The sequence below is a fragment of the Allobosea sp. genome, assembly GCF_035944895.1.
Lineage (GTDB): Bacteria > Pseudomonadota > Alphaproteobacteria > Rhizobiales > Beijerinckiaceae > Allobosea.
In genome coordinates this window covers 1-13,617 of sequence record NZ_DASZAT010000015.1, presented here as the reverse complement: position 1 = coordinate 13,617, position 13,617 = coordinate 1, and the positions used below count along the sequence as shown (strand labels likewise).

Genomic DNA, 13,617 nt, shown 5'->3' with positions numbered 1-13,617 from the left:
CCCGCGCTTTAGGCCTCGCGCGCCGGCCCGAGCGCTGCCACGATCACCCTCCCCGCGAATCCCGCTTCCCGCTTTCCAGGTGCGCCATGGTCCTCGCCGCCCCTCCCGTTACCGACGCCGCCTATGACAAGGCGCTCGCTCTGCTCGACCGCGTCCCGCTGATCGACGGGCACAACGACCTGCCTTTCGTCGTGCGGCTCGACCGGACGGCGAAGGGCGATCTTGCCGCCTACGATCTCGGCAAGGTCCATCCCGAGACCGACACCGACATCCCGCGCATGCAGGCCGGCAAGCTCGCCGGGCAGTTCTTCGCGGCCTATGTCCCGCCGAATCACCCCAAGCCTGCCGGCTTCGCGCTGGCGCAGATCGCGCTGATGCGCCGTATCTGGGAGCGCCATGCCGACGTCTTCAGGCCGGGCCTCTCGGCCGACGACGTCGAAGCGGCGCAGAAGGAAGGCCGCATCGCCCTGTTCATGACGATCGAGAACGGCTCGGCGCTCGACAACGAGCTCGACGCGCTCGACGCCTATTGGGACCTCGGCGTCCGGCTGATGACGCTCTGCCACAATGACACCCATGACTGGTGCGATTCGGCCACCGACGCGCCGCGTCACAATGGGCTCGCCGCTTTCGGCAAGGAGGTGATCGGCCGGATGAACCGGCTCGGCATGGTCGTCGACCTCGCCCATGTCGCGCCCAAGGTGATGCACGACGTGCTCGACGTCAGCACGGCGCCGGTGGTCTGGTCGCACTCCAACGCCTTCTCGCTCTGCGACCACCCGCGCAATGTCCCGGACGACGTGCTCGACCGGGTCGCCGGCAACGACGGGCTGGTGATGGCGACCTTCGTGCCCGACTTCATCAGCCAGGCCTCGCGCGACTGGCATCGGCCGGCCAAGGACCAGTATGGCAAGACGCCAGAGGGGCTCGACTACAAGAAGGCCGAGGCCGAGATCGTCCGCACCACCGGCCCGCGCCCGAAGGCGACGCTGGCGCAGTATTGCGACCATGTCGAATATCTCGCCAAGCGGATCGGCCACGACCATATCGGCATCGGCTCCGACTTCTTCGGCGGCCTCAATCCCGAGGGGCTGGAAGATGCCTCGACCTTCCCGCGCGTGATCGCCGAGTTGGTCTGGCGCGGCTGGTCGGACGAGAACCTCGCCAAGCTCGCCGGCGGCAACATGCTCCGCCTGATGCGCTCGGTCGCGCGTGTTGCCGCGCGCTGAGCGCGGCAATCGACAAGGCAAAATTGAGGCAAAATTTTAAGGGTATGCTGACAACGCTGCCGGACCCGACATTGCGAACGGGGATGGAGCGCTAACTCCTCCCTGTCCGCGCCAGAACAGCCCGGACAGCGCCCGTGAATCTCTTTCCCGCTTCGATCAGGAACTACCTCGTCGCCACCATGGCATGCCTGTGCGTGCCCGGTCTCGGCGCACTCGCCTTTCTCGCGGAACAGGCCGTCGAGGACGTCCTGACCAGCCGGCGCCTCGTCGAGCTGGTCGCGGCCGACGAGGCTCTTCTCAACGCCGGCAACACGATCCGTTCCAATCGCGGCCAGGCCCAGACCGCGATCCAGGTCGCCGACGATCCCGCACCGACGTTGAAGAAGATCGAGCAAGCCAATCGCGACGCGCTCGCCAGCGCCATGGCGCTGCTGCGCAGCACCGACCTTTCCGACCGCAAGGCGCTCGCCGACGCGATCGACCAGAAGGAGAAGGCGACCGCGAGCAAGCTGCCGGAGATCTATGCCGAGGCGGCCAAGCCGAAGCCGCAGCGCAGCCTCGCCGCGACGATGCCCTGGTATAATGGCGTCGGCGACATCGAGACCGCGATGACGACGGCCTCCGACGCGACCTCGACCGCGGTCCGGATGTCCGATCCGGCGCTCGCCGACCTGCAGAACTTCAAGGCGGCCGGCTGGCGCGTGCGGTCGAGCTACGGCACGCAGTGCTCGGTGCTCCGTCCCGTCTTCGGCAGCAACAAGCCGATGGATGCGGCGCAGTTGCGCCGGCTCGGCGAGATGCGTGGTGCCTCCGACGCCAGCGTCGCGCAGCTGGCCCAGCTCGCGGCGCGCCCGGGCGTCAGCCCCGAGCTGGTGCGCAAGATCGGCGCGATGAACAGCGAGGTCACCGCCGCCAACCGCCTGATGGACGAGCAGATCGGCCGCGTCGGCCAGGGCAGCAGCCCGGTCGTCGGCGCCGAGGAATGGACCAAGCAGTGCAACGGTCCGTTCAACACCATTCTCGCCGCCGTAGGCGAGTCCTTCGACGAGATGGAGAACGTGACGCAGGCGACGCTGACGCGGGCCTGGACCCGGCTTGCGATCACCGGCGGCCTCTTCCTCGCTTTGCTCGCCATCTGCGTCGTGAGCTGGCGCGGCGTCCAGCGCCGCATCACCCGGCCGCTGGTCCAGCTGCAGACCGCACTCGCCGGCATGCAGGCCGGTGACTTCGCCCAGAAGATACCGGCCCCGCCCTGCCCCGACGAGATCGGCACGCTGAGCGAAGCGCTGGAGGACTACCGCCAGAACGCGCTCGCGCTCGAAACCAACCGGCGCGACCGCGAGGTCGCCATGCTGGCCGACGCCGAGCAGGCCGCCAAGGTCCGCACCCTCGTCGGCGAAGTCGCGCAGATCGTCGCGGCCGCCCGCGCCGGTGACTTCTCCGGCCAGGCCGAGGCCGGCGATGTCGAGGGCCCGCTGCGCGAGCTCGTCGAGGGCGTCAACGAGATCAACGCCGTCGTCGATGCCGCGACCACCGAATTCGCCGACGCGATGCAGTCGCTCGCCGGCGGTGATCTCACCCATCGCGTGACGACCGGCTATCGCGGCCGCTTCGCCGCGCTGCAGGAGGCGATCAACCAGACCGCCGAACGGCTCTCGACCACGATGCGGACGATCCAGGCCAACGCCTCCGATGTCGGCCTCTCCGCCCGCGAGATCTCGACAGGCGCCGACGATCTCTCCAAGCGCACCGAGGAGCAGGCTTCCTCGCTGGAAGAGAGCGCAGCGACCACAGAAGAGCTCGCCGCCTCGGTCAAGGCATCCGCCCAGGCTTCGCAGCAGGCGGTGCGTCAGGCCGGCCAGGCCATGCAGGTCGCCCAGGATGGCGGCGCGATCGCCGGCGAGGCGGTCGCGGCCATGGCCCGGATCGAGGGGGCCTCCAAGAAGATCTCCGAGATCGTCTCGGTGATCGACGGCATCGCCTTCCAGACCAATCTTCTCGCGCTCAACGCGGCGGTCGAAGCGGCCCGCGCCGGCGATGCCGGCAAGGGCTTCGCCGTCGTCGCCTCCGAGGTTCGCACCCTGGCCCAGCGCTCGGGCGAGGCTGCCAAGGATATCTCCGGCCTGATCTCCTCCTCGAACAGCGAGGTCGAGGCCGGCGTGAAGCTGGTCCGCCAGGCCGGCGATGCCCTGACCCGCATCGTCGAGGCCTCGCGCGGCGTCCAGACCACTATCTCGGAGGTCGCGACCGCCTCGAGCGAACAGGCCAACGGCATCGAGGAGATGAGCCAGACCGTCGCGCATATGGACGAGATGACTCAAGCCAACGCAGCGCTCGCCGAGCAGAGCGCCGCCAGCGCCAATGCGCTCGCCGGCAAGATCGCCGAGCTCAATGCGCTGGTCGCGACGTTCAGGACCGGCGACGAGCTCGCGCCGGTCGCCAGGGCACCGGCTGCTCCCTATGCTCCCCCGCCCCTGCGCACCTCCGACCTCGCAGCGATCGCGAACGGCCAAGGCGCGGAGCCGGAACGCCTGCGCAAGCTCGCGGCTGCGATCGCCGAGCAGAAAAAGGCAGCGCCGCGCCAGACTCCGGCCCGCAGGCAGGCCAATACCCGCTCGGACGAGTCCGGCTGGGAAGAGTTCTGAGGCCCACGGGCCGTCTCGGAAAAAGCGGGCGCGGCCTCGGGGCCGCGCCTTTTTTCGTTTAGCGGAACATTAAGCCTGTTTTGGCACGCTTTCGCCCGATCTCGACAGGTGTGAGGGTCATGGCGTTGTCTACCGCACAATCGCGCTCGGCCGCATCGCGCCTGACGATCCAGCTTCGGATCGCGCTCGTCAGCGTTGTCTTCGTCCTCGGCCTCGTGCTGATCGGCATCGCGTCCTGGACCGGCAGCGGTCGCCTCACCGCCGCCTTCGAGGATCACAAGGCTTATTCCGCCCTCGCCGCCCGTTCGCGCGAGGTTGGTGCCGCGAGCTTCGCACTGAAGGCCTTGAGCCGCGATGTCCGGTTCCGCCAGGAAACGACGGATATCAAGGACTTCGGCACCGGTCTTGAATCACTGAAGCAGGCGATCGCCCGCCTCGGCAGCGCCAATGGCGCCGAGCGCGTGCGGGATGGCATCGCCGCGCTCGATGCCCCGTTGAAAGCGATCGAAGCCGACTTCAAGGCGATCAGTGCGATGCAGCTCGCCTTGCGTTCGGCTGCTCCGGAAGGTCTCGCCGCCCAGTTGGAAGACGCCGCCGAAGCACTCGAAACCAAGGTCCGCTCCAACAGCATGGGCTCTGATTCGCCCGACCTCGCGCGCCTCCCGGGTATCCTCGCAGCGCTGCGCCGGATCGACGCCGCCTATCGCCTCTCCCTCGACGAAAGCCTGCTCGGGCAATGGGAGGTCGAGCAGGGCCGCTTCGAGCGGGCACTCGGCCGCCCGGGCGTTCCCGCCGAGGCCAGGGCCGAGATCGAGCCGGCTTTCAAGGCCTATGCCGAGATCGTCCCGGTCTGGAGCAAGGCCGAGAAGGACTTCATGCTCGCCGGCGAAAAGCTCTCTGGCGAGTTCGACCTGATCGCCCCGCCGCTGCAGGAGCTCGAAGCCCGCCTCTCCGCTGAGGAAGCCCAGGCCGGCGCCCGCCTCTCGCAGGCCCAGAGCTGGACTCAAACAATCATCCTGGGAACGATCGCCGCCGCGCTGGTGCTCGGCCTGATCGCCGCCTTCATCGTCGGCCGCACAACCGCCGTGCCCCTGCGCCGCCTGCGCGACGCCATGCTCAGGCTTGCCGCCGGCGACTACGAGGTCGCCATTGCCGGCCTGTCGCGCCGCGACGAGATCGGCCAGATGGCGCAGGCCGTGCAGGTCTTCAAGGAAAACGGGCTCGCCGTGCAGCGGCTGGAGGCCGAAACCAGCGAAGGCCGGGCCGAAGCCGAGCGCCAGAACCTCGCCATCGTCAGGCAACGCGAGGAGGCTGCCGCCGCGCAAGGCTCCCTGCTCGCCGAGCAGCGCGAGGTCGTCGCTCTCCTGGCCGAGGCGCTCGCCCGCCTCTCGCGGGGTGACCTCACCGTGCGGATCGAGGATGCGGTCGCGCAGGATTACGAGACGCTGAAGCAGGACTTCAACAGCGCGATCGAGCGCCTCGCCGGGACCGTCGATGCGATCAAGGCGACCTCGATCGAGGTCGCGACCGCCGGCCGCGAGATCACCAGCGGCGCCGACGATCTCTCCAAGCGCACCGAGGAGCAGGCCTCCTCGCTGGAGGAGAGCGCCGCCACGACGGAGGAGCTCGCCGCCTCGGTCAAGGCTGCGGCCGACGCTTCGCGCCAGGCCGCCCAGCTCTCGCATGAAGCCAGCGGCATCGCCCGCAAGGGCGGCGCGATCGTCGACGATGCCGTCCAGGCGATGACCCGGATCGAGAAGGCCTCGCACCAGATCTCGGACATCACCTCGGTGATCGACGAAATCGCCTTCCAGACCAACCTCCTCGCCCTCAACGCGGCAGTGGAAGCAGCGCGAGCTGGAGATGCCGGTAAGGGCTTCGCAGTCGTCGCCAGCGAGGTACGAACCCTCGCCCAGCGCTCGGCAGAGGCAGCCAAGAGCATCTCGGCGCTGATCAAGGCCTCGAACACGCAGATCGGCGACGGCGTCGAGTTGGTGCGCTCGGCCGGCGCCGTGCTCGGCCAGATCGTCGAGGCCTCGCAGCGCGTCGCGACGACCGTCACCGAAGTCTCGTCGGCCTCGTCCGAGCAGGCCAGCGGCATCGACGAGATGAGCCAGACCATCGCCCATATGGACGAGATGACCCAGCAGAATGCGGCCCTCGCCGAACAGAGCGCCGCCTCGGCCACGGCGCTGGCGCAGCAAATCGAGCGGTTGAACGGCCTGGTCGCAGCGTTCCGGACGCATGATGGCGGCAGCCCCGCCGTTGACGTTTACCGCGAACGTCGCCGCGCTTGATCACCGCTGAGCGGTTGACGGGAGCGGTACAGCCGGCGCATGGCTGCGCCCTCTTTCAGGACGCAGCCTTCATCATATGACCGGTTCCGGTACCGACCGCACCCGCCCGTCCATCGCGGGACAGGCCCCCATCGTCATCCTCGTCGAACCGCAGCTCGCCGAGAATATCGGCATGTGCGCGCGCGCCATGGCGAATTTCGGCCTGACCGAGCTGCGGCTCGTCGCGCCGCGCGATGGCTGGCCGAGTGGCGGTGGCCTGAAGAAGGGTGCGACGGCGGCCGCCTCCGGCGCGACCCACATCCTCGACAATGCCCGGCTTTTCCCCGATGCCGCCTCGGCGATCGCCGATCTCAACCATGTGCTGGCGACGACGGCGCGCGAGCGCGGCCAGATGAAGCGCGTCTTCACCCCGGCCGAGGCGATGCCCGGCCTCGGCGAGCGCATCGCGACCGGCGAGCGCGTCGGCATCCTGTTCGGGCGCGAGCGCATCGGCCTGACCAATGAGGAGATCAGCTTCGCCGACGCGATCCTGACCTTCCCGGTCAACCCCGCCTTCGCCTCGCTCAATCTGGCGCAGGCCGTGCTGCTCTGCGGCTATGAATGGCTGAAGACCAATGGCGGTGAGCCGGCCTTCCGCGAGAACAATCCCTCCCCGCCGGCGAGCCGCGCCACCGTCCTCTCGATGTTCGACTATCTCGAGGGCGAGCTCGATCGCTGCGGCTTCTTCCCGCCCGGCAAGAAGCCGATCATGACCGCCAATCTGCGCGACATCCTGCATCGCCTCGACATGACCGAGCAGGAGGCACGCACCCTGCGCGGCGTCTTCAAGTCGCTGGCGGAAGGACCGAGAGCCGGCCGCGGCGAACCGAAGGCCTGAGTCTCCCCACATGAAAACGCCGCCGCAGGACCTGCGGCGGCGCCTTGTCGTCGTCGCCGTGCGAGGGCGTCAGCTGCCCGAACGGCCGGCGAGCTGCGGCACGAACATATCGCTCCACTTGGTCGGCTTGACCTTGATCGAGCCGGCCTTGTGCATGAACTCGGCGAACTGCATCACACCTTCTGGCGTCGCGGTGAAGCGCGCATCCTTGTCCTCGATCATCTCCTGGACGTCGGCCGCATCGACCTTGACCTTCGAGCTCTTGGCGAAGATCTCGGCCGCCAGCTTCTTGTCCTTGGCGATCAGGGCGGTGGCATCGTCCATCGCGTCGATGAAGGCCTGGGTCATCTTCGGGTTGGCGTCGACGAACTTCTTCGGCGCGAAGGTGACGTCGAGCGTCAGATTGCCGAGATAGTCGACCGAGTTGAGCACGCGGTGGATGCCGGGGCTCTTCGCCTCGATGTACTGGAAGGGCGGCGAGGTGAAATGCGCCTTGATCTCGGTCTTGCCGCCGATCAGCGCCGCCAGCGCCTCCGGATGCGGCAGACTCACCGTCATCGGGTCCATCTTGGCGTAAGCGGCATCGCCGAACTCCTTGGCCGCGATCATCTGCAGCACCACGGCGGCGAGCGAGGTCTTGATGCCGGGCAGCGCGATCTTGTCGGCCGTGGTGAAGTCTTTCAGCGCCTTCAGCTCCGGCTTGTTCGACATCAGCCAGAGCGAGGTCGAGCTCATGCCGGAGACGCCGACGACCTCGACGCCCGGAATACCCTTGGCCTTGGCCCAGAGCGTCACGAAGCCCGGCGCGCCGGTGCCGGCGAAGTCGAGCGTGCCGGCCATCATCGCGTCGTTGATGACATTGCCGCCGTCGAGCATCAGCCAGTTGACCTTGACGTCGCCGAGCCCGGCCGCCTTGGCGCGCTTCTCCAGGAACTGCTGATCCTGCATCACGATCAGCGGCAGATAGAGGATGCCGAAGCCCTTGGAGATGCGGACCTCGCTGACCTCGGCGCGAGCCGGGGCGATGAAGGCGGCGCCGAGCGCCAGGGCCGCGATCGCGGCACGAAGACAGGTCTTGATCGTCATTGGAGTCTCTCCCTTTGAACCTTGGCCGTTCGGCCTTCTGATGCGGGTGGTCAGTGCTGCATGCCCCAGCGGCGGATGGTCTTGCGCTCGATGGTGGCGAAGATGATGTTCTCGACGAACAGGCCGATCAGGATGACCGTGAACAGGCCGGCGAAGACGTTGGCGGTCTCGAGCTGGTTGCGGTTCTCGAAGATGAACCAGCCGAGGCCGCCCGATCCCGAGGACACGCCGAAGACGAGCTCGGCCGCGATCAGCGTGCGCCAGGCGAAAGCCCAGCCGACCTTGAGGCCGGTCAGGATCGCCGGGAACGCGGCCGGGATCAGGATCAGCCGCACCAGCTTCAGCCCGCGCAGGCCATAGTTCAGGCCGACCATGCGCAGCGTGTTCGAGACCGAACGGAAGCCCGCATGGGTGTTGAGCGCGATCGCCCAGAGCACCGAATGCACCAGCACGAAGATGATGCTGCCGGTGCCGAGCCCGAACCAGATCAGCGCCAGCGGCAGCAAGGCGATCGCCGGCAGCGGATTGAACATCGAGGTCAGCGTCTCCAAGAGGTCGGCGCCGATGCGCGAGCCGATCGCCAGCGTGGTCAGCAGCGCAGCGAGGCCGATGCCGATGCCGTAGCCGATCACGAGCGTCTGCAGCGAGACCAGCATGCGCTGGGGAATGACGCCGTTGACGATGTTGCCGACGAAGGCCTCGACGGTCTGGCCGAAGGTCGGGAACAGCAGCGGGTTGCCGAGCCAGCGGCCATAGAGCTCCCAGGCCAGGGCGAGCACGGCAAGGATGAAGGCCTTGCGGACAAAGCCTATGCGATAGATCCGCTCGGCGAGGCCGATCGACTTGGCCACCACGGGCGCGTCGCTCGAATGGACCTCGCGGATGATTTCGGGGCGGAAGCTGACGAGATCGGTCATGTCGGTCACCTCCGGCTCAGTGATGTGCGAACAGCATGTCGTTGATGCGGGTTTCGAGCTCGGCCTGCTTGCCGGTGCCCATCTCCTCGGGCGGCACGCTGTTGAGCTCGGCCTTGACCTCGCCGGGGTGGGGCGAGAGCAGCAGGATGCGGGTGCCGATGCGGATCGCCTCCTCGATCGAATGGGTGACGAAGAGCACGGTGAAGCGCGTGTCGTCCCAGAGCCGCAGCAATTCGTCCTGCATCTTGCGGCGGGTCAGCGCGTCGAGCGCGGCGAAGGGCTCGTCCATCAGCAGCACGTCGGGCTCCATCGCCATGCCGCGGGCGATCGCGACGCGTTGCTTCATGCCGCCCGACAGCATGTGCGGATAGCTGTCGATGAACTTGGCGAGACCGACCTTCTCGATATAGGAGCGCGCCCGCTCCTCGGCCTCGGCCTGCGACGCCCGGCCCGAGGCCGTCAGCGCGAAGACGACGTTCTCGCGCACCGTCTTCCACGGCAGCAGCTGGTCGAACTCCTGGAACACCATCATCCGGTCCGGGCCGGGGCCGGTGACCGCGCGTCCTTTCAGGGAAATCTGCCCCTCGACTGGTGTCAGATAGCCGCCGATCGCCTTGAGCAGGGTCGACTTGCCGCAGCCGGAGGGGCCAAGCAGGACGAAGCGGTCGGAGGGGTAGACGTCGAACGAGACCTGCCGCGTCGCGGTGACCACGACGTCGGGCGTCTTGTATTGCAGCGTCACGCCCTCGACGGAGAGGAGCGGTGTCGCGGATGCGGCATCGAACGGAGCTAGCATGAGCCCTCCCTTGCTTCGTTTCCCAGCGCACTTATGGGCGCTTGCGGGATGGGATAGCCTGCTCCGCTGACACCAACCTGACTCAGGGAAACGGAGACCCAGGGCTTGCGCATCCTCGTCGTCGAAGACACGGCCGACATCGCCGAAGCCGTCGTGATGCGGCTCGAAAAGATCGGCCACGCCGTCGACTGGGAACAGGACGGCCAGACCGCCGCCGAGCTGATCGAGGTCCAGACCTACGACCTCGTCATCCTCGACCTGACACTGCCCGGCCAGGACGGGCTCGCCATCCTCAAGGGCATGCGGGCCCGCAAGATCAAAACGCCGGTGCTGGTGCTGACCGCCCGCTCGCATGTCGACGAGCGCATCGGCGCGCTCGACCTCGGCGCCGACGACTACCTGATCAAGCCCTTCGACTATGGCGAGCTCGAAGCCCGCGCCCGCGCCCTGCTGCGCCGCAGCGCCGGGCAATCGGACAATCTCCTGCGCGTGGGCCCGCTGGTCATCGACCGCGCCGGCCGCATCGCCAGCATCGGCGAGCGCCCGCTCAACCTGACGCGGCGCGAGCTCACCGTGCTGGAGATCCTCGCCGCCCGGCCCGAACGCATCGTGCCGAAGGAGGAGCTGGTCGAGCAGCTCTTCAATTTCGAGCAGGAGGCGAGCCCCAACGCCGTCGAGCAGTTCGTGGCGCGGCTGCGGCGCAAGCTCGCCGACGCGCCGATCGAAATCCGCACCTTGCGCGGGCTGGGCTACCAACTTGCCGCTCTCTGACCTGCGCCTCTCGCTGCGGGCCCGCATCATCGCCGTGCTCTCGGCGGTGCTCGCGAGCGGAGCGGTGGCGCTCGGCCTGATCGCCTGGCATTCCGCGGGGCTCGCGGCCCAGCAGGCCTATGACCGGCTGCTCTCCGGCGGCGCCGTCCAGATCGCCGAGAACGTCTATCTCCAGGGCGGCGTGCTGACGCTCGATCCGCCGGCCTCGGCGATCGCGACGCTCTCCGACTACGATCTCGTCTTCTACAAGGTCGTCGATCCCCGCGGCGTCGTCGTCGCCGGCTATGAGGACCTGCAGTCGCAGGCGACCTGGGAGGCCACGCGCAACGGCGTCGTGCTGGAGGATGGCACCTATCAGGACCACCCGGTCCGGATCGCGACGCTGTCGCGCCGCTTCGACGATCCACTCGCCGGCGGCTGGGCCACCATCGTGATCGCGCAGACCACCCAGGCGCGGCTGGCGCTGGCGCGCGACCTGACCTTGAAGGCGCTCGGCGTCATCGCGATCATGAGCGCGCTCGCACTGATCGCCACGGGCTTTGCCGTCCGGCTCGCGCTGAAGCCGCTCGCCCGCATCGAGCAGGAGATCGCAGGGCGCACCCCGGACGATCTCAGCCCGATCAAGGCCGAGCCGCCGGTCGAGGTCCGCAACCTCGTCGAGGCGATCGACGGTTTCATGCGCCGCCTCTCCGACCGCGTCGCGCTGATGCAGCGCTTCATCGCCGATGCCGCCCACCAGATCCGCACGCCGCTGGCGGCGCTCGACGCGCAGGTCGAGATCCTCTCGGCGACCGCGCCATCACGGCGCAAGACCGAGACGGTCGGCAGAATCCGCGAGCGCACCACCGAGCTCGGCCGGCTGACCGGCCAGCTCCTCGACCATGCCATGGTGATCCACCGGGCCGATGCCGCCGCCCTCGCCCCGGTCGATCTCAACGCGCTGGCCAAAACCGTGCTCAGCACGTCAGTGCCGCTGTCGCTGCCGCGCGAGGTCGACATCAGCTTCGAACCGGCCGTGCCGACGCCGATCATCCCCGGCGATGCCGTCAGCCTGCGCGAGGCGCTCGGCAACCTGATCGACAACGCCCTCGCCCATGGCTCCCATAGCCGCCTCCTCGTCACGGTCGGCGCCGACGACAGCAATGTCTGGATCGAGGTCGCTGACGATGGCGACGGCTTCAGCGGTTCGCTGGCGGAGCTGGCCCAGCCCTTCGCCAAGGGCGCAGCGTCGCATGGCTCGGGCCTCGGCCTTGCCATCGCGGCGGAGGTGGCGCGGGCTCACAAGGGTGAGCTGACCTTGTTGCGAGAGGATGGGATGACGCGGATCAGGCTCATACTGGCTGGGTGAGCCGGATGATGCTCCTCCCGAAGACATCGGCAGGAGGCAGGCACGTAGCTTTCTCAAACAAGTCGCAACTCAGCTATCGACCGATTGTGTTGAAAAAGTCCGCAGCAATACTTTGCGTGAAATTGCCCGGCCGAAACGTGGAAATTTCATCCCTCCACCGACGGAACAGCCCCGCATCGAGGCCATTCTTCCGGAGCGTGAAGAACGTTCTTCTATGCCCGCATTGGTATCCGAGGCGTTTCGCGTCAGCCGGACTTTTTCAACACAATCGACTCATAGCGGACGCTCGCTTTTCGCGTTTCCCTCTCAGAACCTGACGGCGAGGTTTGCCTTGAAGGCGTGGTCCTGCGCGTCCTGTGCGAGCTGGGCGGTGTAGGAGGCGCCGAGGGTGACGTTCGGGCCGAGCCCAAGATCGAGTCCGGCCTCGACCAGAGCGGCGTCGCGGGCGATCGGCAGGCCGGCGATGGCGAACGGGTTGCTGCCGGCGAAGGCCAGCGTCGTCTTCGGATCGACATCGCCGAAGGCATGGCGCCAGCCGAGCCCGCCGCGCAGGGTCATATCCATGCCGGAGAGGCGGGTCGTCGTCGCGGCACGCAGGCCGAGCGTGGTGTAGCCGAGGCTGGTGTCGTCGCTCGCGCCCGACAGCGCCGCAGCGCCGGTGCCGCGCTCGCTGAAGCGATCGCTGCGCAGCACGACATAGGCCAGGCCCGCGAAGGGCTCGAGCGCGACCTGGCCCAGGGCGGTCTGGCCGAGATCGATGCGATAGCCGAGCTCGCCGAAGGCCTGCGCCGTGCCGGCATCGTAATCGGCGCGCAAGGTGTCGCCGAGCCCGGCCGAGACGATGCTGCGGCGGGTCGAGAGGTCGTGCCAGGTGTAGCTCAGGCCGGTGCGCAGGCTGAGCGCGCCCCATTGGCCGCCGCCATAGAGGCCCAGATGGTAGTTGTCGCTCTCGCCCGAGGAGAGCCGGCCGTTGACGTCGAACTTGCTGTGGCTGAAGCCGGCGACGACGCCGAGGCGCAAATTGTCGAAGACGGCGGCATCGGCGCCGACCAGCAGGCCGCCGGTCGAGCGGGAGAGGCTGGTGGCATTGCCATCGCTGCGCGTGCGCCCCCAGGAGCCATAGCCCTGGCCCCAGACGGCGAAGCGCTCGGCCGAAGGCGGCTTCGGCATCGGTCCTTTCACCGCCGGCGCGAGATCGGCGGTGAAGCCGTAGGACAGCGTCGCCATCGGGGCGGCGCCGACCGCACCGAAAGCCGAGCGCAGGCGATCGTTCACCGCCGAGCGCAGCAGCCAGCTCTCGTCGACCAGCACGGTGCGGGCCGAGGCATGGATCTCGCCGGCGAGCTGGCCGAGCGCGCCGCGCGCCGCCTCGACCGTCGGCTGGTTGTAGACGCCGGTCTGGACGGCATTGCCGCTCGGCAGGCTGTCGACGGCATTGCCGACCGCCTGCTCATTGCCGGTGCCGCCGACATTGCCGGCCGTCGCGGTCTGGACCACCGTCAGATAGGCGTTGGTGGCGTCGCTGCTGTTGCGCAGGCTGAGGAAGGCCGACAGCGTCAGGTCGCCGCCATAGCTGCCGGTCAGCCCGGTCGAGGTCAGGATGGTGTAGCGCTGGCCGGCGACGAAGGTCCCGCCGGTATAGTTGATCACC

Annotated in this window: 10 protein-coding genes; 6 read left to right on the top strand and 4 right to left on the bottom strand. The window is 68.1% G+C overall.

Features of this window, described 5'->3' with window-relative positions; all coding sequences use genetic code 11:
- Nucleotides 1-86 precede the first annotated feature (86 nt).
- The 4 genes from VGV58_RS26685 (at nt 87) to VGV58_RS26670 (ending at nt 7,048) form a co-directional block, all read left to right on the top strand.
- Nucleotides 87-1,229 carry a dipeptidase gene (locus VGV58_RS26685; protein ID WP_326877092.1) on the top strand — a complete coding sequence of 381 codons (1,143 nt, stop codon included), beginning with the start codon at nt 87-89 and terminating at the stop codon, nt 1,227-1,229.
- Nucleotides 1,230-1,363: 134 nt separating this feature from the next.
- On the top strand, nt 1,364-3,874 hold the full coding sequence (locus tag VGV58_RS26680) for a methyl-accepting chemotaxis protein (protein WP_326877091.1): 2,511 nt from the start codon (nt 1,364-1,366) through the stop codon (nt 3,872-3,874).
- Between the two features lie 119 nt (nt 3,875-3,993).
- Nucleotides 3,994-6,171, top strand: coding sequence for a methyl-accepting chemotaxis protein (locus tag VGV58_RS26675; protein WP_326877090.1), 2,178 nt, complete (start codon nt 3,994-3,996; stop codon nt 6,169-6,171).
- Nucleotides 6,172-6,247: 76 nt separating this feature from the next.
- Complete coding sequence (locus VGV58_RS26670) at nt 6,248-7,048, top strand: RNA methyltransferase (protein ID WP_326877089.1); 801 nt, start codon at nt 6,248-6,250, stop codon at nt 7,046-7,048.
- Between the two features lie 69 nt (nt 7,049-7,117).
- Here the strand turns inward: VGV58_RS26670 and VGV58_RS26665 are convergent, their stop codons facing one another.
- The 3 genes from VGV58_RS26665 to VGV58_RS26655 are packed head-to-tail and all read right to left on the bottom strand — an operon-like array spanning nt 7,118 to nt 9,847.
- A complete protein-coding gene (locus tag VGV58_RS26665) occupies nt 7,118-8,134 on the bottom strand; it encodes an ABC transporter substrate-binding protein (RefSeq protein ID WP_326877088.1) in 1,017 nt (338 codons plus the stop codon).
- Nucleotides 8,135-8,184: 50 nt separating this feature from the next.
- Complete coding sequence (locus VGV58_RS26660; RefSeq protein ID WP_326877087.1) at nt 8,185-9,051, bottom strand: ABC transporter permease; 867 nt, start codon at nt 9,049-9,051, stop codon at nt 8,185-8,187.
- A gap of 16 nt (nt 9,052-9,067) precedes the next feature.
- Entirely contained in the window at nt 9,068-9,847 is a 780-nt protein-coding gene (locus tag VGV58_RS26655) for an ABC transporter ATP-binding protein (protein WP_326877086.1), read from the bottom strand.
- 105 nt (nt 9,848-9,952) lie between these two features.
- Between VGV58_RS26655 and VGV58_RS26650 the strand changes: the two genes are divergently transcribed.
- Both VGV58_RS26650 and VGV58_RS26645 read left to right on the top strand, forming a co-directional pair.
- Entirely contained in the window at nt 9,953-10,618 is a 666-nt protein-coding gene (locus tag VGV58_RS26650) for a response regulator transcription factor (protein ID WP_326877085.1), read from the top strand.
- On the top strand, nt 10,605-11,966 hold the full coding sequence (locus VGV58_RS26645; protein ID WP_326877084.1) for a sensor histidine kinase: 1,362 nt from the start codon (nt 10,605-10,607) through the stop codon (nt 11,964-11,966). The genes VGV58_RS26650 and VGV58_RS26645 overlap by 14 nt, the downstream gene beginning before the upstream one ends.
- A gap of 306 nt (nt 11,967-12,272) precedes the next feature.
- Here VGV58_RS26645 and VGV58_RS26640 read toward each other — a convergent pair.
- Nucleotides 12,273-13,617 (bottom strand): autotransporter outer membrane beta-barrel domain-containing protein (locus VGV58_RS26640; RefSeq protein ID WP_326877083.1); only part of this gene is annotated, 1,345 nt, incomplete at its 5' end.

Coding starts and splice junctions, on each gene's coding strand:
- VGV58_RS26685 (WP_326877092.1), top strand. CDS start 87: ATGGTCCTCGCCGCCCCTCCCGTTACCGACGCCGCCTATGACAAGGCG.
- VGV58_RS26660 (WP_326877087.1), bottom strand. CDS start 9,051: ATGACCGATCTCGTCAGCTTCCGCCCCGAAATCATCCGCGAGGTCCAT.
- VGV58_RS26670 (WP_326877089.1), top strand. CDS start 6,248: ATGACCGGTTCCGGTACCGACCGCACCCGCCCGTCCATCGCGGGACAG.
- VGV58_RS26675 (WP_326877090.1), top strand. CDS start 3,994: ATGGCGTTGTCTACCGCACAATCGCGCTCGGCCGCATCGCGCCTGACG.
- VGV58_RS26655 (WP_326877086.1), bottom strand. CDS start 9,847: ATGCTAGCTCCGTTCGATGCCGCATCCGCGACACCGCTCCTCTCCGTC.
- VGV58_RS26665 (WP_326877088.1), bottom strand. CDS start 8,134: ATGACGATCAAGACCTGTCTTCGTGCCGCGATCGCGGCCCTGGCGCTC.